This is a genomic window from Variovorax sp. 278MFTsu5.1 (genome assembly GCF_048305045.1).
Classification (GTDB): Bacteria; Pseudomonadota; Gammaproteobacteria; order Burkholderiales; family Burkholderiaceae_C; genus Variovorax; species Variovorax guangxiensis.
In genome coordinates this window covers 1,588,806-1,608,920 of sequence record NZ_CP157622.1, presented here as the reverse complement: position 1 = coordinate 1,608,920, position 20,115 = coordinate 1,588,806, and the positions used below count along the sequence as shown (strand labels likewise).

The 20,115-nt window shown below is 68.1% G+C and carries 19 protein-coding genes; 6 read left to right on the top strand and 13 right to left on the bottom strand.

All coding sequences use genetic code 11. The annotated features are described in order from the left end of the window. Positions 1 to 32 precede the first annotated feature (32 nt). Positions 33 to 941 (top strand): DMT family transporter, encoded by a 909-nt coding sequence (locus ABL844_RS07070; protein ID WP_418130861.1) that lies wholly within the window; start codon positions 33 to 35, stop codon positions 939 to 941. Between the two features lie 9 nt (positions 942 to 950). Here ABL844_RS07070 and ABL844_RS07065 read toward each other — a convergent pair whose 3' ends face one another. From ABL844_RS07065 to ABL844_RS07045, 5 genes are all read right to left on the bottom strand, one after another. Continuing rightward, positions 951 to 2,705, bottom strand: coding sequence for a DUF5672 family protein (locus ABL844_RS07065; protein ID WP_418130860.1), 1,755 nt, complete (start codon positions 2,703 to 2,705; stop codon positions 951 to 953). A gap of 32 nt (positions 2,706 to 2,737) precedes the next feature. Then, positions 2,738 to 3,529 carry an SDR family oxidoreductase gene (locus ABL844_RS07060; protein ID WP_418130859.1) on the bottom strand — a complete coding sequence of 264 codons (792 nt, stop codon included), beginning with the start codon at positions 3,527 to 3,529 and terminating at the stop codon, positions 2,738 to 2,740. Between the two features lie 37 nt (positions 3,530 to 3,566). Further along, the gene (locus ABL844_RS07055) at positions 3,567 to 4,523 is read right to left on the bottom strand and encodes a DMT family transporter (protein WP_418130858.1); all 957 of its coding nucleotides are present in this window, start codon (positions 4,521 to 4,523) and stop codon (positions 3,567 to 3,569) included. A gap of 40 nt (positions 4,524 to 4,563) precedes the next feature. After that, the gene (locus ABL844_RS07050) at positions 4,564 to 6,177 is read right to left on the bottom strand and encodes a gamma-glutamyltransferase family protein (RefSeq protein WP_418130857.1); all 1,614 of its coding nucleotides are present in this window, start codon (positions 6,175 to 6,177) and stop codon (positions 4,564 to 4,566) included. A 128-nt stretch (positions 6,178 to 6,305) separates the two neighbouring features. Next, positions 6,306 to 7,277: a Bug family tripartite tricarboxylate transporter substrate binding protein gene (locus ABL844_RS07045; RefSeq protein ID WP_184635268.1), complete on the bottom strand. Its 972-nt coding sequence runs from the start codon at positions 7,275 to 7,277 to the stop codon at positions 6,306 to 6,308. Between the two features lie 99 nt (positions 7,278 to 7,376). Here ABL844_RS07045 and ABL844_RS07040 point away from each other — a divergent pair, with 99 nt between their 5' ends. Continuing rightward, entirely contained in the window at positions 7,377 to 8,303 is a 927-nt protein-coding gene (locus ABL844_RS07040) for a LysR family transcriptional regulator (protein WP_418130856.1), read from the top strand. 193 nt (positions 8,304 to 8,496) lie between these two features. Here the strand turns inward: ABL844_RS07040 and ABL844_RS07035 are convergent, their stop codons facing one another. The 7 genes from ABL844_RS07035 to ABL844_RS07005 form a co-directional block, all read right to left on the bottom strand. Then, the gene (locus ABL844_RS07035) at positions 8,497 to 10,008 is read right to left on the bottom strand and encodes a tripartite tricarboxylate transporter permease (protein WP_126023100.1); all 1,512 of its coding nucleotides are present in this window, start codon (positions 10,006 to 10,008) and stop codon (positions 8,497 to 8,499) included. 19 nt (positions 10,009 to 10,027) lie between these two features. Continuing rightward, entirely contained in the window at positions 10,028 to 10,516 is a 489-nt protein-coding gene (locus tag ABL844_RS07030) for a tripartite tricarboxylate transporter TctB family protein (protein WP_019654302.1), read from the bottom strand. Positions 10,517 to 10,652: 136 nt separating this feature from the next. Beyond that, positions 10,653 to 12,449, bottom strand: a complete 1,797-nt coding sequence (locus ABL844_RS07025; protein ID WP_126023099.1) for a GspE/PulE family protein — start codon at positions 12,447 to 12,449, stop codon at positions 10,653 to 10,655. A gap of 16 nt (positions 12,450 to 12,465) precedes the next feature. Further along, positions 12,466 to 13,242, bottom strand: coding sequence for a spermidine synthase (locus ABL844_RS07020; RefSeq protein ID WP_184635266.1), 777 nt, complete (start codon positions 13,240 to 13,242; stop codon positions 12,466 to 12,468). Between the two features lie 12 nt (positions 13,243 to 13,254). Further along, positions 13,255 to 13,788: a DNA-deoxyinosine glycosylase gene (locus ABL844_RS07015; protein ID WP_126023097.1), complete on the bottom strand. Its 534-nt coding sequence runs from the start codon at positions 13,786 to 13,788 to the stop codon at positions 13,255 to 13,257. A gap of 101 nt (positions 13,789 to 13,889) precedes the next feature. Continuing rightward, the gene (locus ABL844_RS07010) at positions 13,890 to 14,309 is read right to left on the bottom strand and encodes a hypothetical protein (RefSeq protein WP_126023096.1); all 420 of its coding nucleotides are present in this window, start codon (positions 14,307 to 14,309) and stop codon (positions 13,890 to 13,892) included. A gap of 132 nt (positions 14,310 to 14,441) precedes the next feature. Then, a complete protein-coding gene (locus tag ABL844_RS07005) occupies positions 14,442 to 15,302 on the bottom strand; it encodes a TatD family hydrolase (RefSeq protein WP_418130855.1) in 861 nt (286 codons plus the stop codon). Positions 15,303 to 15,399: 97 nt separating this feature from the next. On the opposite strand from ABL844_RS07005, the gene ABL844_RS07000 reads away from it, so the two are divergent. The 4 genes from ABL844_RS07000 to ABL844_RS06985 are packed head-to-tail and all read left to right on the top strand — an operon-like array spanning position 15,400 to position 19,478. Then, on the top strand, positions 15,400 to 16,410 hold the full coding sequence (locus ABL844_RS07000; protein ID WP_418119413.1) for a S1C family serine protease: 1,011 nt from the start codon (positions 15,400 to 15,402) through the stop codon (positions 16,408 to 16,410). A gap of 44 nt (positions 16,411 to 16,454) precedes the next feature. Continuing rightward, positions 16,455 to 17,474 carry an AAA family ATPase gene (locus tag ABL844_RS06995; protein ID WP_418119412.1) on the top strand — a complete coding sequence of 340 codons (1,020 nt, stop codon included), beginning with the start codon at positions 16,455 to 16,457 and terminating at the stop codon, positions 17,472 to 17,474. After that, positions 17,455 to 18,444 (top strand): DUF58 domain-containing protein, encoded by a 990-nt coding sequence (locus ABL844_RS06990; protein ID WP_126023092.1) that lies wholly within the window; start codon positions 17,455 to 17,457, stop codon positions 18,442 to 18,444. Before ABL844_RS06995 ends, ABL844_RS06990 begins: the two co-directional genes overlap by 20 nt. After that, positions 18,441 to 19,478 carry a VWA domain-containing protein gene (locus ABL844_RS06985; RefSeq protein WP_126023091.1) on the top strand — a complete coding sequence of 346 codons (1,038 nt, stop codon included), beginning with the start codon at positions 18,441 to 18,443 and terminating at the stop codon, positions 19,476 to 19,478. The genes ABL844_RS06990 and ABL844_RS06985 overlap by 4 nt, the downstream gene beginning before the upstream one ends. Here ABL844_RS06985 and ABL844_RS06980 read toward each other — a convergent pair. Then, positions 19,462 to 20,100, bottom strand: coding sequence for a TetR/AcrR family transcriptional regulator (locus ABL844_RS06980; protein WP_418124834.1), 639 nt, complete (start codon positions 20,098 to 20,100; stop codon positions 19,462 to 19,464). The genes ABL844_RS06985 and ABL844_RS06980 overlap by 17 nt on opposite strands. Positions 20,101 to 20,115: the final 15 nt, after the last annotated feature.

Below are 20,115 nucleotides of genomic sequence, written 5' to 3'. Positions count from 1 at the left end.
CGGGGAATCATTGCCCGGTAGAGTCGGCGGCCATGCAGACACAGCCGCAGCGCCTCGCTCCCCTCACCGTCTTCCTTCTCGTCGTTCCTCCGCTGCTCTGGGCCGGCAATGCCGTGGTCGGCCGGCTGATGCGGGAGCTGGTCTCGCCGCTCACGCTGAACTTCGTGCGCTGGGTCATCGCCTTCGTGCTCCTGCTGCCGCTGGCCGCGCAGGTGCTGCGCCGCGACAGCCCGCTGTGGGCGCACTGGAAGCGCTACGCCGTGCTCGGGCTGCTTGGCATCGGCCTGTACAACGCCTTCCAGTACCTGGCGCTGCAGACCTCCACGCCCATCAACGTGACGCTGGTCGGCTCGAGCCTGCCGCTGTGGATGCTGGCGGTGGGCGCCCTCTTCTTCCGCGCGCGCATCAGCGGCCGCGAGATCGGCGGCGCCCTGTTGTCGATGGCGGGCGTGCTGCTGGTGCTCAGCCGCGGCGAATGGCAACAACTGCTCGGGCTGCGGCTGGTGCCGGGCGATCTGTACATGATCCTGGGCACCATCTCGTGGGCCTTCTACAGCTGGCTGCTGGCGCGCACGCACGAGCCCGCGGCCGTGCGCAAGGACTGGGCCGCGTTCCTGATGGCGCAGCTGGTGTTCGGCCTCGCGTGGTCGGGCGCGCTGGCCGCCGGCGAATGGACGCTGACGCCCGCGCACATCGAGCTCGGCTGGCCGCTGGTCGCGGCGATGCTGTTCATCGGCATCGGACCTGCCGTGGTGGCGTACCGCTGCTGGGGCACCGGCGTGCAGCGCGCGGGGCCGCAGGCGGCGAGCATCTTCATGAACCTCACGCCGCTGTTCGCGGCGGTGCTGTCGGCGGCCTTCCTGCGGGAGCCGCCGCACTGGTATCACGGCGCGGCGTTCCTGCTGATCGTGGGCGGGATCGTGGTCGCGTCGCGCCGCTGAGCGCAGCCCTCAGGCGAAGAGCCGCGCCAGGTCGGCCTGCTCGCGCATCCAGCGCGGCGCCTGGGCCTTGTCCACCACGCGCCAGGCATAGCCCGGGCGGTCGTAGAGATCGCGCCCGGAGGCCAGCAGCGCGGGAATGTCGATGGCATCGAGAAAGGCCTGGGAGTTGTATTCCTGGTGCGCGAAGCCCCGGATCTTGGCGCGCACCGCGTCCTCGCTCATCGCAAGGTACGAGAAGTGCCAGCCGGCATCCGCCAGGATCAGCGCCGGCTGCGCGCCGCTGCGCACGCGCATGCGAAGCTGGTCGGGCGTGAGCCTGTCCAGCGTTGCGCGCGTGGCCGCCACCGTCCACACCGAAGACGCCTCGGGCCCCTCGACGTTGCGGTAGTTCGCGTAGAAATAGTAGAAGGCCAGGCACAGGCCGAACACATCGTGCCGCCGGTCGTCGCGCATCGCGCGGACGATCTCGGCGCGCGGGATCTCGTCCGCGTCAGACACCATCACGAGGTCGCGCGCCGCCGCATCGTGCAGGCCTCGCATGACCTGGTTGCGCTGGAACTTCTCGCGTATCCAGAAGCCGGACTTCGGCGTGTCGGAATGCCAGTCGCCCACCACCGCCGCGGCATCGGCTGCCTCGTCGACCACCGGCATGTCGTGCACCGCGATGTAGCGGATGCGCGGCAGGAAGGCCGCGATGCGCGGGTCGGCGGCGTCGAAGCGCAGGGCCTTCGGCTCGCCGCTGAAGGTGCGGTCGGCCTCGACGATGACGAAGCAATCGACCACCTCCGACAGCTCGTGCAGCCGCGCCGCGAGGATGTCGGCCTCACCGTTGTAGGTGATGCAGTCGTAGACCCTGCGAGCGGGCACTGCTGCCACCGTCGCCTCGGGCTCCTGCGCGAACTCGATGCGGTAGCCGTTGCGCTCGAACATCTGAAGGATGTCGCGCTCGCCATACCAGCCGTCGAGCTGCGACAGCGGAATCAGCGAGCGCAGCGTGAGCGGCGACAGGCTCGCGAGCTGCCGCACTTTCGCGTGATGCCCGAAGAGCCGCATCGCGTCGTAGCCATGGTGCAGCTGCGGCCCCGCGTGCTCGATGGCGAAGCCGCGCGCCAGTTCCAGCGGCGCGAAGCGCATGCCTACGGCTTCGAGCGCGGGACGCAGCACGCCGCTGAGCTGCACGTCCTCCAGCAGCGCGTTGTGGTTCCAGTGCATCCCCAGCGGCTCGCCGCCGACCACCTCGGGCGGCGGGATCTCCACGCGGATCTGCGGATGGTCCACCAGCGCGCGCATGAAGCGCCGGCTGCGCAGGCTGAAGCCGCCGTTCTGTATCGGCGTGACGACGTGGCCGGGCTTGCCGAGCTCGTCGGCCCACTCGAAACGGTTGCGCCAGTAGGTGCCTTGGGGGGCGTCGATCTTCGCGAGGTGGATGGGCGCGCCGATGTAGTCGCAGTCCAGGAACTCGTCGCTCCAGTTGGCGGCGTTGACGACCCAGCCGTCTTCCTGCACCACGAGCGCGAACTCGGTCTGCACCACGCGCCAGAGCGCGAACATCATGAACCAGCTGTACTCGTGGTAGTTCAGCGGTTCGATCGGCAGATGCTCGATGCCGGGCGGCAGGTCGTCGGGCGCCTTCGGGCTGCACAGCAGCGCGCGGGCGCCGGGCATCTGCGCCTGGCTGTGCCGCAGCGCCAGCGCCGCGCCGCGCGCGTCGAGCAGGCCGGTGACCGAGACCAGCGTTATTTCTTCGAATGACTCCCTGCTCACGATGCGCCTCCCGCCGCTCTCGTGAACCGCGCTCAGTAGGTGCCGGGGTAGGCGCCGCCGTCGGCCAGGATGTTCTGGCCGGTCATGTAGCCGGCCTGCATGCTGCACAGGAACGCGCAGATGGCACCGAACTCCGCCGGCGTGCCGAAGCGCTTGGCCGGGATGTTCTTCTTGCGGGCTTCCCACACGGTGTCGAAGTCCTGGCCCGACTTCTGCGCGGCGCCGGCCATCGTGCCCTTGAGGCGGTCGGTGTCGAAGGAACCCGGCAGCAGGTTGTTGATGGTCACGCCCTGCGCTGCCACCGCCGTGCGCGCCACGCCGGCCACGAAGCCGGTGAGGCCGCTGCGCGCGCCGTTCGACAGGCCCAGGATGTCGATGGGCGACTTCACCGAGCTCGACGTGATGTTCACGATGCGGCCGTAGCCGCGCCTGGCCATGCCGTCCACCGTGGCCTTGATGAGCTCGATCGGCGTGAGCATGTTGGCGTCGACCGCCTTGATCCAGGCCTCGCGGTCCCAGTTGCGGAAGTCGCCGGGCGGGGGGCCGCCGGCGTTGGTGACGACGATGTCGAAGTCATGGCCCAGGGCGAACACCGCGGCGCGGCCGGCCTCGGTGGTGATGTCGGCGGCCACGTGCTTGACGAAGGGACCCGAGGCACCAGCCGCCTCGGCCAGCTTCTTCGCGGCGGCTTCCAGCGCCTCGGCGCCGCGCGCCACGATCACCACGTTCACGCCCTCGCGCACCAGCGCCTCGGCGCAGCCGTAGCCCAGCCCCTTGCTCGCGCCGCACACCAGCGCGATCTTGCCTGCAATACCCAGATCCATGTTCTTGCTCCAGTGAAAACAAAAGGCGCCAGGGGCTTCAGCGCCCCTTGCGCGTGAAAACGAAAATGCCCGCGATCACGAGCACGGTACCCGCCGCGATCCACGGCGTGAACGGCTCGCCAAGTATGACCACCCCCATGAGGATGGTCGACAGCGGCCCGATCATGCCGGTCTGGGCCGCCATCGCGGGGCCGATGCGCTCGATGGCCATCATCACCATCAGCACCGGCACCGCCGTGCACAGCGTGGCGTTGAGCACCGAAAGCCAGATCACCTCGGGCACCACCGCCATCGCCACGCTCATCGGCCGCGTCAGCACGAACTGCAATATGCACAGCACGCAGGCCACCGTGGTCGCCAGCCCCACGAGCCTGAGCGACCCCAGCCGCTTGACGAACTCGCCGCTGTAGACGAGGTAGCCCGCGTAGCTCACCGCGCTCAGGAACACCAGGAAGGCGCCCCAGGCCGCCGCGCCGCCGCCCTTGCCGCCGCCACCGGTCCAGAGTTCGTGGCCGAACACCAGCAGCACGCCGGCATAGCTCACGACCATGCCCAGCACCTGCGGGCGCGTCGGGTGGCGCCGGTAGAGCAGCCAGCCGAAGAACAGCACCAGCGTGGGGTTGAGATAAAGAATCAGCCGCTCGAAGCTGGCCGAGATGTAGGCCAGCCCGGCAAAGTCGAGAAAGCTCGCGAGGTAGTAGCCCGAGAAGCCCAGGCCGATCACGCCGATCCAGTCACGCCCGGTGAGCGCCGGCTTGCCGCGCCCGGCCCACCACGCCATCAGCGCGAAGAGCGGCAGCGCGAACAGCATGCGCAGCATGATGAGCGTGACCGCGTCCACGCCGTAGCGGTACGCGAGCTTGACGATGATGGCCTTGCCGCTGAACGCGATGGCGCCCAGCGTGGCCAGCACGAGGCCGGTGGCGATGCCTTTTCTGGCGGCATCGCGGGAAGGTGGGGGGGAGATGCCTGCCGACGCGGCTGTCTTGTTCATCCCCCGATCATCGCGGCAAGCGCAAACCCCTGGCTTGCGCTCAGTACCCCGCGGCCACGCCGTCGCGGCGCGGGTCGCTGGCGGCCACGTAGCCTTCCACCGAGGGCTCGCCCGCGCGCCAGATGAACTGGCCGGCGCCGAAGTCCTGGTACGAGTCGTTGATCACTTCCAGGTGATGGCCCAGGTCGCGCAGGCCCTGCACCGTGGCCGGGTTCATCGCGGCCTCGACGTTGATCTCCAGCCCCGCGTTGAAGCGCCAGCGCGGCGCGTCGCAGGCGGCCTGCGGGTTCTGCCTGTAGTCGAGCATGCGCACCAGCGTCTGCATGTGGCCCTGCGGCTGCATGTTGCCGCCCATCACGCCGAAGCTCATGACCGGCTGGCCGTCCTTGGTGAGGAAGGCCGGGATGATGGTGTGGAACGGCCGCTTGCCCGGCGCCACCACGTTCGGGCTTTCCGCCTTCAGGCTGAAGCCGTGGCCGCGATTCTGCAGGCTGATGCCGTACTCGGGCTCCACGCAACCCGAGCCGAAGCCCATGTAGTTGCTCTGGATGAAGCTCACCATCATGCCGCTCTCGTCGGCGGCCGTGAGGTAGATGGTGCCGCCCTTGACCGGGTTGCCGGCCTTGAAGTCCTGCGCCTTCTTCGGGTCGATGAGGCGGGCGCGCGAGGCCAGGTACGCGTCGTCGAGCATCTGCTCGGTCGTCACTTCCATGGTCTTGCGCTCCGACACGTAGCGGTACACGTCGGCGAAGGCCAGCTTCATGGCCTCGATCTGCAGGTGCTGCGATTGCACCGAGTCGACCGGCAGCGAGGCTATGTCGAACTTCTCCAGGATGCCCAGCGCGATCAGCGCCGCGATGCCCTGGCCGTTCGGCGGGATCTCGTGCAGCGTGTGGCCGCGGTAGTCGCGCGAGATGGGCTTGACCCACTCGGGCTGGTAGGCCGCGAGGTCGGCCACGGTGAGCGCGCCGCCCTGTTCAGCGGAGAACCTGGCCAGCGCCTCGGCGATCTCGCCGTTGTAGTAGGCCTCGCCCTTGGTGCGGGCAATGGCCTTCAGTGCACGTGCGGCGGCCGTGAAGTGGAACATCTCGCCGACTTCGGGCGCGCGGCCCCAGGGCAGGAAGGTCTGGGCGAAGCCCGGCTGCGACTGCAGGATCGGCGTGGCCGCAGCCCACTTGCCCTGCACCACCGGCGGCACGAGGTAGCCGCGCTCGGCGATGTCGATGGCCGGCGCCAGCAGGTCGGCAAAGGGCAGCTTGCCGAAGCGCTCGCTCAGCGCCACCCAGCCGCGCACCGCGCCCGGCACCGTGACCGAGTCGATGCCGCGCATTGGCGGCGTGGCGGCATCGGCGCCGTACTTGTTCTTGAAGTACTCGGGCGTCCAGGCCTTGGGCGCGGGACCCGAGGCGTTGAGGCCGTGCAGTTCCTTGCCGTCCCACAGGATGCAGAAGGCGTCGCTGCCCAGGCCGTTGCTCACGGGCTCGACCAGCGTCATCACGGCGGCGGTGGCGATGGCCGCGTCGACCGCGTTGCCGCCCTGCTGCAGGATGCGCAGGCCGGCCTGCGAGGCCAGCGGGTGCGAGGTCGACACCACGTTGCGCGCAAAGATCGGGATGCGCGTGGAGAGATAGGGGTTGGCGTAGTCAAACTTCATAACGTGCCTTCAAAGATGACTTGAACAATCGGGAACACCGAGGAACCGGCTTTGCCGGGCCTCTGGTGTTGCCCCCGGTGGGGGTTGGCGAAGCGACACGAAGTGCGCGAAGACTGGGGGCGAGCCTGTCACTCGTTGGTGATCTTGCGGTCTACGACGATCTTTTTCCACTTGGCGGCATCGGTCGCAACCATCTTCGCGAACTGGTCGGGCGTACCGGGCACCGCGGGTTCGATGCCCAGGCGCGCCAGCTTTTCCTTCACCTCGGGGTCGGCCAGCGCGTCGTTGGCGGCCTTGTTGATCTTCGCGACGATGTCCGCCGGCAGGTTCTTCGGACCGTAGAAGCCGAACCAGGTGTTCGACTCGTAGCCCGGCAGCGTGTCGGCGATGGGCGGCAGTTCGGGTGCCAGCGGACTGCGCTTGAGCGAAGTGACGCCCAGCGCGCGCAGGCGGCCGTCGCGCACGTGCGGCATGCCGGTGGGCAGCGAGTCGAACAGGACGTCGACCTTGCCGCTGATCAGGTCGGGAATGGCCAGCGCCGTGCCCTTGTAGGGAATGTGCGTGACGAACACGCCGGCCTGCGCCTTGAAGAGCTCCGCCGTGAGCTGCACGATGGTGCCGTTGCCGCTCGATGCGTAGTTGAGCTTGCCGGGGTTCTTCTTCGCGTAGTCGATCCACTCGCGCACCGTCTTCGCGGGCGAATTGACCGGCACCAGCATGATGCTGGCCGCGTCGCCCACGTGCGCGATCGGCGTGAAGTCGCGCACCGTGTCGTAGGGCAGCTTGCTGATCGCGGGGCCGATGGCGTGCGTGCTCGTGGTGGCCAGCAGGATGGTGTAGCCGTCGGGCGCGGCCTTGGCGGCCTGGTCGGAGCCGATGGCGCCGCCGGCGCCGGGCTTGTTGTCCACCACCAGCGTGGTGCCCAGCTTGTCGCCCATCTTCTGCCCCAGCGTGCGGGCGAAGAGATCAGTGGCGCCCGCGGCCGGGAACGGAACGATCAGCCGGATCGGCTTGTTCGGATAGCCCTGCGCCAGGCTGGCGGACGAGGCGGCCATGCCGAGCGCGACGGCGAGCACCTGGATGAACTGGAGGCGTTTCATGTGCGGGAAAGAATTCTGTGCCAGTGGGAACCGAGCATGCTATGCACCGCTGGCGCATCAAGCCAGATAATTCGGCTTATTCAACTATCAATGCCGTTTATGACACGAGTCCCAGCCGAAGAGATCTCGCTGCAGCAGTTGCGGGCACTGGCGGCGGTGGCCGAAACCGGCAGCTTCACGCTGGCGGCCGAGGCCCTGCAGCTCACCCAGCCCGCCATCAGCCACCTGATCAAGCGGCTCGAGGAAGAACTGGCGCAGCCGCTGGTGGTGCGCGGGCGCCGCATCCGCATGACCAACGCGGGCCAGATGATGGTCGACACCGCCGTGCGCGCGCTGCGGCTGATCGACGACTCGGTCGGCGCCTGCCGCTCCCAGTCGCAGCTGCGCGAAGGCCGCATCGTGCTGGCCGTGGGTCACCTGACCGCGGGCGCCCTGCTGCCGCCGCTGCTGGGCCGCTTCTCGCAGAAGCACCCCACGCTCGCGGCCACGCTGCTCGACAGCACGGCCGAGCAGATGATTTCGCGCGTGCTCTCGCAGGAGGCCGACCTGGGCTTCGGCTCGGACATCGGCCAGAAGCATTCCGAGCTGGCGACCGAGCCGCTCTTCACCGAGCGCATGGCCCTTTTCGTGCGCGACGACCATCCGCTGGCCCAGCACGAATCGGTCGAGGCCAGACAGCTTGAGGGGCTGCCCTTCATTCACGTGAACCCCGACGCCAACGTGTGGCGCGCCGTGAGCCGCCAGCTGGCGAGCGTGGCCAACGTGTATCCGCAGGTGGTGCACCACGTCTCGATGCTGTCCACCGCCTTCGGCCTCATACAGGCCGGCGCGGGCGTAGCGCTGGCGCCGCGCTATGTGGAAGTGCTGATGCCCGGCAACCTTCGCGCCGTGGGCGTGACGCGGCCCGTGCTGGAGTACCCGGTGGTCGCCATCCGGCTGGCCAAGCATCCGCTGAGCCCGGCGGCGATGGCCTTCCTGGCGATGGCGCGGCAGCACATGAAGCCGCCGCGCGCGGGCAAGCTCTGAAGGGGAGCGGACAGCCGAACGCAGAAGAAATACAAAAATCACGCGAAGGTCGCGGAAGAAACCATGAAAACTTCTTCGATCTTCCTTCTGCGACCTCTGCGAAACTTTCGCGACTTCTGCGTTCGGCTGTCCGAATCCTCTCCCCCAAAACAAAAACGGCGCCCGAAGGCGCCGTCGTGCAGAGCGTAAAGGATCAGTCTTCGACGAAGGCCTCTTCGCGCTTCGACTTCACGGCCGGCAGCAGCACGATGATCAGCAGCAGGGCTGCCGCGGCCAGCAGGCTCGCCGAGATCGGGCGCGTCACGAACACGCTCCAGTCGCCACGCGACAGCAGCAGCGAACGGCGCAGGTTCTCTTCCATCATCGGGCCCAGGATGAAGCCCAGCAGCAGCGGCGCAGGCTCGCAACCCAGCTTGAAGAAGGTGTAGCCCACCAGGCCGAAGATGCCCACCATCCAGATGTCGAAGGTGTTGTTGTTGGTCGAGTACACCCCGATCGCGCAGAACAGAACGATGGCCGGGAACAGGTACTTGTAGGGCACCGACAGCAGCTTGATCCACATGCCGATCAGCGGCAGGTTCAGGATGATGAGCATCGCGTTGCCCAGCCACATCGAGGCGATCAGGCCCCAGAACAGCTCGGGGTTGCTGGTCATCACCTGCGGTCCCGGCTGGATGTTGTGGATGGTCATCGCGCCCACCATCAGCGCCATCACCGCGTTGGGCGGAATGCCCAGCGTCAGCAGCGGGATGAAGGAGGTCTGCGCGCCAGCGTTGTTGGCCGACTCGGGAGCCGCCACGCCGCGGATGTTGCCCTTGCCGAAGGGAACTTCGCCCGCCTTCAGCTTGGTCTTCTTCTCGATCGTGTAGGCAGCGAAGGCAGCCAGCAGCGCACCGCCGCCCGGCAGGATGCCCAGGGCCGAGCCCAGCGCAGTGCCGCGCAGCACCGCGGGAATCATGCGCTTGAAGTCGTCCTTGGTCGGGAACAGGCCCGAAACCTTGGCGGTGAACACTTCACGCTCGTCGTCCGGGCGCGAGAGGTTCGCGATGATTTCGCCGTAGCCGAACACGCCCATGGCGATGGCCACGAAGCCGATGCCGTCGGTGAGCTCCGGAATGTCGAAGCTGTAGCGCGCGACGCCCGAATTCACGTCGGTGCCGACCAGGCCCATCAGCAGGCCCAGCACGATCATCGCGATGGCCTTGAGCAGCGAGCCCGAGGCCAGCACCACGGCGCCGATCAGGCCCAGGATCATCAGCGAGAAGTATTCGGCGGGGCCGAACTTGAAGGCCAGCTCGGTCAGCGGCGGCGCGAAGGCGGCCAGGATCAGCGTGCCCACGCAGCCCGCGAAGAACGAACCCAGGCCGGCGGCGGCGAGCGCCGGACCCGCACGGCCCTTGCGCGCCATCTGGTAGCCGTCGATCACGGTCACCACCGACGAGGATTCGCCCGGCAGGTTGACCAGAATGGCCGTGGTGGAGCCGCCGTACTGGGCGCCGTAGTAGATGCCGGCCAGCATGATCAGCGCCGACACGGGCGGCAGCGCGTACGTGGCCGGCAGCAGCATCGCGATGGTCGCGACCGGGCCGATGCCCGGGAGCACGCCGATCAGCGTGCCCAGGATGCAGCCGATCAGGCAGTACAGCAGGTTGGTGAAGGTAAAGGCAACGCCAAAACCCATCGAGAGGTGTTCAAACAATTCCATGATGTGGTCGGCTTTCTTCTCAACCGGTGATGAAGGTCGGCCAGACCTGGATCTGGAGCTTGAGCGCCCAGATGAAGGCGACGTAGCTGCCGACGGCCAGCACGGTGGCCAGGATCAGCACGCTGGGCAGCTTGAACTCGTGGCCCGCGAGGCTGGAGATGATCACCAGCGCGTAGATGGCGATGATCATGCCCATGGCCGGAACGCCGATGCTCGGCAGGCCGCCGAGCAGCACGCCGAAGGCGAGGTTGGCGCCGAGGATGAACACCACCTGCTTCCAGGCCCACTTGCCGATCTTCTCGCCGTCGGTGGTCTCGACGCTGAGCCCGGTGAACATGATCCCGAGGCCGATGAGGGCCATCAGGATGCCGAGCATCAACGGGAAGTAACCCGGTCCCATCCGGGCCCCGGTGCCCACGGTGTAGGTGGTGGCGCCCCATGCGAACGCCACGCCCACCACCGTGAACATCAGACCCGAGAAAAAGTCTTTCTGACTCTTGATCTTCACGAACAGTCTCCTCGAACAAATTTCGATGCGGGATTGTCGAGTCAGCTTCCGGTCAGGCCGATGTGGATTCCACTAACCAAAGTCTTAGGGATAACCCGGGAGCATCAGTCGCTCCCGGGGCTGGAACCGGGGCGGATCATTCCAGCGGAGGCGTGGCGCTCAGCACTTCTTCGATGGTGGTCACGCCCTCGGCCACGCGCAGCGCGCCGGCCAGCCGCAGCGGCCGCATGCCGTCGATCACGGCCTGGCGGCGCAGCCCGGCGAGGTTGGGCTCCTTCGTGACCTGGCTCTTGAACGGCTCGCTGACGCTCAGCAGTTCGTACAGCCCCATGCGGCCCATGTAGCCGGTCATGCGGCAGTCGACGCAGCCCACCGGCTTGTAGGCGCGCACCGAGCCGGTGATCTGCCAGGGCTTGACGATGGCCTCGAGCTTCTCGCGCGTGACGGTGTCGTCGGGCTGCTTGCAGTTGGGGCACAGCGTGCGCACGAGGCGCTGGGCGAGCACGCCAAGCATCACGGCGTTGATGAGGTACGAGGGCACGCCCAGTTCCATCAGCCGCGTGATGGCGCTCGGCGCGTCGTTGGTGTGCAGCGTGCTGAACACGAGGTGGCCGGTGAGCGCGGCCTGCACCGCCATCTCGGCGGTGGCGAGGTCGCGGATCTCGCCGACCATGATGATGTCCGGGTCCTGCCGCATCAGCGCGCGAAGGCCCTCGGTGAAGCCGAAGTCGAGCTGCGGCTGCACCTGCGTCTGGTTGAAGGAGGTCTCGATCATTTCGATCGGGTCCTCCACCGTGCTCACGTTGACCTCTTCCGTCGCCACGCGCTTGAGAGTGGAGTACAGCGTGGTGGTCTTGCCCGAGCCCGTGGGCCCGGTCACCAGGATGATGCCGTTGGGGCGCGTGACGAGCTGTTCCCAGCGCTGCGCGTCGTGCTGCGCGAAGCCCAGCGCGTCGAGGTCCTTCACCGCGGTGTCGGGGTCGAAGATCCGCATCACCATCTTCTCGCCGAAGGCGGTCGGCAGCGTCGACAGGCGCATTTCGATCTCGTCGCCGCGCATGTTGCGGGTCTTGATGCGGCCGTCCAGCGGACGGCGCTTCTCGACCACGTCCATGCGGCCCAGCAGCTTGATGCGCGCGACCATCGCGTTCATCACGCCCATGGGCATCTGGTAGGCCGGATGCAGGATGCCGTCGATGCGGAAACGGATCACGCCCTGCTCGCGGCGCGGCTCCAGGTGGATGTCGCTCGCGCGCTGGTCGAAGGCGTACTGCCACAGCCAGTCGACCACCTGCACCACGCTCTGGTCATTGGCGTCGAGCTGCTTGTTGCTCTTGCCGAGCTCCACCAGCTGCTCGAAGCTCGTGGTGCTGGCGTTGCCGCCGGCCTTCTGCGCGGCGCGCACCGATTTCGCGAGCGCGAAGAACTCGGCCGTGTAGCGCTGGATGTCGGCCGGGTTCGCGACCACGCGCCGCACCGAGCGGCGCGCCTGCCGCTCGACCTCGGCGATCCAGTCGGTGAGGAAGGGCTCGGCCGTGGCCACCACCACCTCGTTGGGCAGCACCTGCACCGGCAGCACCTTATGGCGCTCGGCATATGCGGCGCTCATGGTGTCGGCCACCTTGCCCACGTCGACCTTGAGCGGATCGATGCGCAGGTAGGAGAGGCCCGCGCGGCCCGCGAGCCATTGCGTGAGCATTTCGAGGTCGAGCGGCTTGTTGTCGCTCTCGCGCGTCATGGCGACGTTGGCCAGCCGCACCAGCGGCGCCTGGCGGCTCTCGGCCTGTGCGCAGCGGGCGATGGTGCGCTTGGCCTCGTGCGGGGAAATCACGCCATCGGCGGCGAGCCATTCGATCAGGCGGCGCAGGTCGAGCGGGCCTTCGTGGCGCGCGGCCAGCGGGGCGGGGGCGGAAGCAGCGGGTACAGCGCTCATGTGCCGTGGGTCGGGTTCAGGTTCGGGTGAGTGTCGGATTCTGCGGCTTGAAGACCCGCAGCCATTTGGGTGCGGGCAAGCCCCAGCGAGTCTGGATCGTTTGGGCGCGCTCGGCAAGCGCCTCGCGCTTCGGGCGGCTCGGCGTGCGCTGCGCGAGGACCACCGTGTTGCCTTCGCGCGTCGGCTTGAAGGCCCAGACGGCATCGGCGCCGAAGGCGGAGGAAATCTTCTCGAGGCTGCGCTCGTAGCTCGACGAGCGGCCGAAGAGATTGACCGTCATGCAGCCGTCTTCCGTGAGCAGCGCGCGGCAGTCGGCATAGAAGTCTTCGCTGTCGAGCACCGGCGCGGCGGCCTCGTGGTCGTACAGGTCGACCTGCAGCGCGTCGACCGTGCCATGCCACTCGGGCTTGCGGATCTCGGCCGCGGCATCGGCGATCACCACGCGCAGCTTCGGGTCGTCCGGCGGCAGCTTGAACCAGCCGCGGCAGGCCGACACCACCTGCGGATTGAGCTCGATCGCGGTGGTGCGCATGCGCAGGATCTTGCGGCTGAACTTGGTCAGCGTGGCCGCGCCCAGGCCGAGCTGCATGGCATGGCGGCCGGCCACGCTCTTGGGGTCGGCGAAGAGCAGCCAGGCCATCATGCGCTGCACGTACTCGAGCTCGATCTCGAAGGGCGCATCGAGCTTCATCGAGCCCTGGACCCATTCGGTGCCCAGGTGCAGATAGCGGATGTCGCCCCAGTCGGAAAAGTTGACTTCAGGGAGGGAAACAGGAGTTTTGCTCGATGCCATCGATGCAGCGGGTCAGGCGACTAGTTTGTGGGCAGCCAGCACTTCGCGCCAGGCCGCAAGCTTGCGCTCGAAGCTCCACGACGCATTGGCGGGGCTGGTGGAAGGCAGCTGGTAGACCGGCACGCCCAGCGCGCGCGTGTGGCGCGCATGCTTGAAGCTCTCGCCGCCGTTGTGCGCGATGGCCGCGAGCTTCGGCAGGTGCAGGCCGGCGATGTCGTTGGCCACGGGCGCGCGGATGGCCGAGTCGAGGCTGCCCTCGCGCTCGCAGGACGCGTACACGTCCCACACGCCCAGGCCGCGGTCGAGCAGCCACCGGCAGCGCGGCCCGTAGCTGTCGGCGCCCGAGGGCAAGGGGATGTCGGGCCACACGGCTTGCAGGATCTTCCAGAACTGGTTTTGGGGGTGTGCATAGTACTGCTGCCGCTCGAGCGACTTCACTCCCGGAAAGCTGCCCAGGATCAGGACGACGGTGGCCGGCGAGACGATGGGCGCGAGCCCCGTGAGCAACGGGCTCGCGGCGGCCGTGGATGCGGCGGAGGGGTTCATGGTCGGCAATCGTGCCACTGTCGGGCGCGTGCCCCGTGCGCCCATGAAAAAACCCGCCGAAGCGGGTTCTTTCGCGAAATCCGGAAGGGTTCCGGGACTGTTTACTTCTTGGCGGCTTCGTTCTCGGCCGTGCCGGGGATCTTCTCGCCGATCGCCTTGCCGGTGGAACGCATGCCGTCGGCCGTCTTGTGGCCGGCGTTCTCGACGGCATCGCCGGTCTTCGCGGCGGCGTTCTTGGTGGCGTTGGTTGCCTTCTTGGTGGTGCGCTTGGTCGCGTTCCAGGCCTTCTTGGAGCCGCGCTCGGTAGCGTTCACGGCCTTCTTGGTGGTGCTCTTGGTCGCGTCCCAGGCCTTCTCCGCGCCGCGCTCGGTGGCGTTCACCGCATCCTTGCCGGCTTCCTTCACCTTCTCGGTGGTGGATGGCTCGGTGGTGGCTGCGGTCTGCGCAACGGCCGACAGGCCGATGGATGCCAGCGCCAGGGCGACGACGACGGGAACGGTACGAACAAAGGACTTGGTCATGAAAGAACTCCTTTTTTGAGTGAAGTATGGGAGTGACGGATGTGCCACTGCACAACCAACGCCACTTCGAACTTCAAGGATGACAGCAAAAACGGGCCCTTGGCACGCCCGGACGCAACTCGGGGCATCGGCCTACGCGAGGGGTTTCCGGCCATCCGACACGGACAGCAGACTTTGGAGCTTCGGCAGCGCCGCAACCGCGTTGCGAGTGGTCGCTTCGGCCAGCGCATAGATGCCGATGCCCCGCAGATCGGCCACCACCTCGGCGATGCGCGGCAGCTCGGCCGGCTCGTTGCGCCCCTGCGGCTCGCCAGCATCGCGCTGGGCCTGCGTGCGGTAGATCCAGTGCGGCTGGATGTCGGGCGCGTCGGTCTCCATCACGATCGATTCCATCGGCAGCGTGGAGGCCAGCCGCCGAAGCTGCAGGGCGCGCTCGAAGGTCACCGCGCCGCCGAAGCCGAGCTTGAGCCCGAGCTCGATGCACGCGTCGGCCTGCTGCCCGCTGCCGTTGAAGGCGTGCGCGATGCCCTGCCACGGCCGCCCGCCCGCCGTCTGCCGCAGGTGCTTGAGCACCTTGTCGACCGAGCGCCGAACGTGGATGAGCACGGGTAACCCGTGCTTGCGTGCCAGTTGCAACTGAGTGTGAAAAAACCGCTCCTGCTTTTCGCCGTCGAGCCCTTCGACGAAGTAGTCCAGGCCGATCTCGCCGACCGCCACCAGCCTCGGGTCGTCGCGCCGGGCGGCGAGTTCGGCGTCGAGGGTTTGCAGATCCTCGTCCTTCGCCTCGCCGGTGCACAGCGGGTGGATGCCCAGCGCATAGGCATCGCCCTGCGCGTGGGCCAGCTCGCGCACGGTGGCGAAGTTGAAGACGGCCACGGCCGGGATCACGCACATCGCCACCCCCCGCTCGGCGGCATGGGCGCGCAGCACCGGCATCTCCGCACCGAATTCGGGCGCGTCCAGATGACAGTGGGTATCGATGAAGGTAGCCATCGCGCGATGATGCCCGATGGGATGCGCAGGCGCGGAAAGCGTGCTACTGTGAACTCCTCTACACGCGATTGCGATTTTTTAAGCCGGAGGTACTCCGATGCGCAGGCCCGCTTTCTACAGCCGTTCGCCCCGCACGCAGCCACCGGCCGCAGACGAGGCGGCCGAACGGGCGGATGCGCCGGCATCGCCCGAGACGGCCGGCGCGGGCTCCCTACCTCCCGAAACTCCTGTCAGGAAAGCAGGCTGGCAGCCCGGACGCCGCAGCTTCGCGCTGCTCGTCGTACTCTCGGCCGCGCTGGTCGCCGGCGCCGTGCTCTGGGCGCCGCGCCCTGGCACCAAGGTTCTCACCCAGAAAGACATCGACGCGGCCGTGCTGCGCACGCTGCAGACCAACACCCTGCCCTCGCCCGCGGCCAAGGCGGCCGACATCATCCGGCCCTCGGTGGTGCGGGTGGTGAGCTACGGCGAGGAGAAGAACACGCCCGAGGCCAAGACCCAGAAGCGCGGGCGCAACATGGCCAAGGGCAAGCCGCCCGAGGCGCCCAACGACGGCGGCGCGCCGGGCGAGTTCGAGCGCGGCGTGGGCACGGGGGTGGTGATCGTCGACAAGGGCGTGATCCTCACCAACCTGCACGTGGTCGCCGGCGCCGACAAGATCAAGGTCACCTTCTACGACGGCCTGGAGGCGCCCGCCACCATCACCGGCGTGCAGCCCGAGAACGACCTCGCGGTGCTGCAGGCGCAGAAGATTCCCGACGACCTGATCCCCGCCACCATGCGCTCCACCGCCGACCTGCGCCCCGGCGACCAGGTGGCGGCCGTGGGCTTTCCGTTCGGCATCGGGCCCTCGGTGTCGGCCGGCGTGGTGTCGGGCCTGAAGCGCTCGTTCCGCTCGCCCGAGGGCAAGCAGGAGCTGGGCAACCTGATCCAGTTCGACGCGGCCGCCAACCCCGGCAACTCGGGCGGACCGCTCATCAACATGGACGGCGAGGTGCTCGGCATCGTCACCGCCATCCTCAACCCGACGCAGCAGCGCACCTTCATCGGCATCGGCTTCGCGGTGCCCATCGAGAACGCGGCATCGGCCGCGGGTTCACCGCCGTTCTGAACGATCTTCTTTCTTCTCTTCCCTTCCTCTCGAAAGCCCTTCGCATGAGCACAGCAGAGACCACCGCCAACCCCACGCCGGCCGGGACGGCCGAACTGATGGAGCAGATCCTCTACGAGGTGAAGCGCGTGGTCGTCGGGCAGGACCGCTTCCTGGAGCGCGTGATGGTCGCCATGCTCGCGGGCGGGCACCTGCTGGTCGAAGGCGTGCCGGGGCTGGCGAAGACGCTCACGGTGAAGACGCTGGCCGACACCGTGCGCGGCCAGTTCAAGCGCATCCAGTTCACGCCCGACCTCGTGCCCGCCGACCTGGTGGGCACGCGTATCTACAACCAGAAGACCGGCGACTTCAGCACCTCGCTGGGCCCGGTGTTCGCCAACCTGCTGCTGGCCGACGAAATCAACCGCGCGCCGGCCAAGGTGCAGAGCGCGCTGCTCGAGGTGATGCAGGAGCGCCAGGTGACCATTGCCGGCGAGACGCACAGGGTGCCGCGCCCCTTCCTCGTGATGGCCACGCAGAACCCCATCGAGACCGAGGGCACCTATCCGCTGCCCGAGGCGCAGGTCGACCGCTTCATGATGAAGGTGCTGGTCGACTACCCGAGCGACGAGGAAGAATTCGTCATCGTCCAGCGCGTGATCGGCCCGCCGGTCAGCGCCACGCCGGTCGCCACCACCGAGCAGCTCGCGGCGCTGCAGGCCGAGGCGCGGCGCGTGTACGTCGACCCGTCGCTCATCCAATATGCGGTGAAGCTGGTGTCCGCCACGCGCACGCCCGAGAAGCACGGACTGAAGGACCTGCATCGCTTCATCACCTTCGGCGCCAGCCCGCGCGCCAGCATCAGCCTGACCGAGGGCGCGCGCGCCCTGGCGCTGCTGCGCGGCCGCAGCTACGCGCTGCCGGAAGACATGACGGCGCTGGTGCCCGACGTGCTTCGCCATCGCGTGACGCTTTCCTACGAAGGCTTGTCCGAAGGCCTGACGCCGGACAGCCTGATCGAGAAGATCATGCGCGCAGTACCCGCTCCTCCCAAGCCGCTCGAACATGAAAAGCTGGTGGCGTAAGGCCCCCGCGGCCGCCAACGACGACCGGCTCGCCATCGAAGCCGGCGGGGCCGAGCGCGCGCTGCGCCGGCTCGAGTGGACCGTGATCCGCCGCCTCGACGGCCTGCTGCAGGGCGACTACCGCACGCTGATGCGCGGCACCGGGCTCGACCTGGCCGACCTGCGCGAATACCAGCACCACGACGACGTGCGCCACATCGACTGGAACGTCACGGCGCGGCTGCAGACGCCGCATGTGCGCGTGTTCACCGAAGACCGCGAGATGGCCGCGTGGTTCGTGCTCGACCTGAGCCGCTCGGTCGACTTCGGCTCGGGCCTGAAAGCCAAGCGCGAGATCTCGGCGGGCTTCGTCGGCGTGCTGGCGCGGCTGCTCACGCGGCACGGCAACCGGGTGGGCGCGCTGGTCTACGGCAGCGATCTCGAAGCGGTGATCCCGCCGCGCAGCGGGCGGCGCCATGTGCTGCACCTGCTGCACGCGATGGAAAAGCGCGCCGGCAAGGCCGGCGCCGAGCCTGCGCAGAAAGGCATGACGCGGCTGGCCGACCTGCTCAAGTCGGCCGCCACGCTGATGCCGCGGCGCTCCACAGTGTTCGTGGTGTCCGACTTCCTGAGCGAACCCGGCTGGGAACGCCCCCTGGGCCAATTGGTGCAGCGCCACGAGGTGGTCGCGGTGCGCCTGTTCGATCCGCTCGAGCTGGAGTTGCCCGACCTCGGCCTGGTGCCGCTGCGCGATGCCGAGACCGGCGAGCAGCTGTGGGTCGATACCCACGACGCAGGCTTCCGCAAGCGCTTCGCCCGGCTGGCGGCCGAGCGCGAGAACACATTGCGCGAGGCGCTGGCCCGGGCCGGCGTCGACGCGCTCGAACTCTCGACCGATGACGACCTGGTGGAAGCCATCGTCCGTTTCGCCGATCTGCGCAAGCGCCGCGCGCGCATCGGCCAGGCTGGCCTGAAGGCGGTGGCAGCATGACTTTTCTCTGGCCTCAATTCCTCTGGCTGCTGGCGGCCCTGCCGCTGCTGATCCTGCTCTACCTCTGGCTGCTGCGGCGCAAGAAGAAGCTGGCGGTGCGCTACGCCAGCCTGTCGATCGTGCGAGAAGCCATGGGCGCCGGGCAGAGCGTGCGGCGGCACCTGCCGCCCCTGCTGTTCCTGCTGGCCATGGCCGCGATGCTCGTGGCCGCGGCGCGGCCCATGGCGGTGGTGGTGCTGCCGTCGAACCAGCAGACCATCATCCTTGCGATGGACGTATCGGGCAGCATGCGCGCGGCCGACGTGCAGCCCAACCGGCTGGTGGCGGCGCAGGAGGCGGCCAAGAGCTTCATCAAGGACCTGCCGCGCACCGTGAAGGTGGGCATCGTCGCCTTCGCGGGCAGCGCGCAGGTGGCGCAGCTGCCCACCACCAACCATGAAGACCTGGTGACCGCCATCGACAGCTTCCAGCTGCAGCGCGCCACCGCCACCGGCAACGCCATCGTGGTGTCGCTGGCCACGCTGTTCCCCGACGCGGGCATCGACGTCGAGCAGTTCAGCTCGCCCAGCCGCCAGCGCGGTGCGGCCATCGACCAGAACGAGAAGAAGCTCAAGGAGTTCACGCCGGTGGCGCCGGGCTCGTTCACCTCGGCCGCGGTCATCATGCTGACCGACGGCCAGCGCACCACCGGCGTCGACCCGCTCGATGCGGCCAAGGCCGCGGCCGACCGCGGCGTGCGCATCTACACGGTGGGCGTGGGCACGGTGGACGGCGAGACCATCGGCTTCGAAGGCTGGTCGATGCGCGTGCGGCTCGACGAGGACACGCTCAAGGCCATCGCCAACAAGACCAACGCCGAATACTTCTACGCCGGCACCGCGAACGACCTGAAGAAGGTCTACGAAACGCTGAGCTCCAAGCTCACGGTGGAGAAGAAGGAAACCGAAATTTCCGCGCTCTTCGCGCTGGGCGCGGCCGTGCTTACGCTGCTGTCGGCCGGGCTCTCGCTGCTCTGGTTCAACCGGATTCTCTAGCGCCGCGGGGGGCCGCCGGCGCCTCGGGCGACTTCACCGCCCCGATGCCGCCAAGGAACAGGTCGGCCACGATGGGCGCGATGGCCACGTGGTCGAGCCGGCCGTCGGGCTTCATCCAGGTGAACATCCAGTTGATCATGCCGAAGAGCAGCATGGTCAGCGGCTTGGCGAGGTCGTCGCTGGGCGCACCGGGGCGCAGCGCCGACACTGCGCGCGCGAAGCCCGCGACCACCTCGCGTTCCTTGTCGAGCACGCGCTCGCGGTCGGCCTCTTCGAGAAAGCGCACGTCGTCGGTCAGCACGCGGTGCGCGTCCTGGGCGCCGGCGTATTCCTCGACGATGCGGTAGATGAAGCGGCGCAGGCGCTCCTCGTCGGTGTGCGTCGAGGCTTCTTCCTCGGCCACCAGCGCCGCGAGCTTGGACACGTGCGTTTCCGCGATGCTGATGAGCAGGCTGCTCTTGTCCTTGTAGTAGTGGTAGAGCGTGGCCTTCGAGAGGCCGCAGGCCTCGGCCACCTGGTTCATCGAGGTGGCGGGATAGCCGCTGCGCGCGAACAGCTGGGCGGCCTGCGCGAGGATGAATTCACGCTGGTCCTCGTAGGTGGCGGATCTTCCACGCGGCATCGGTTCGTGTTCCTG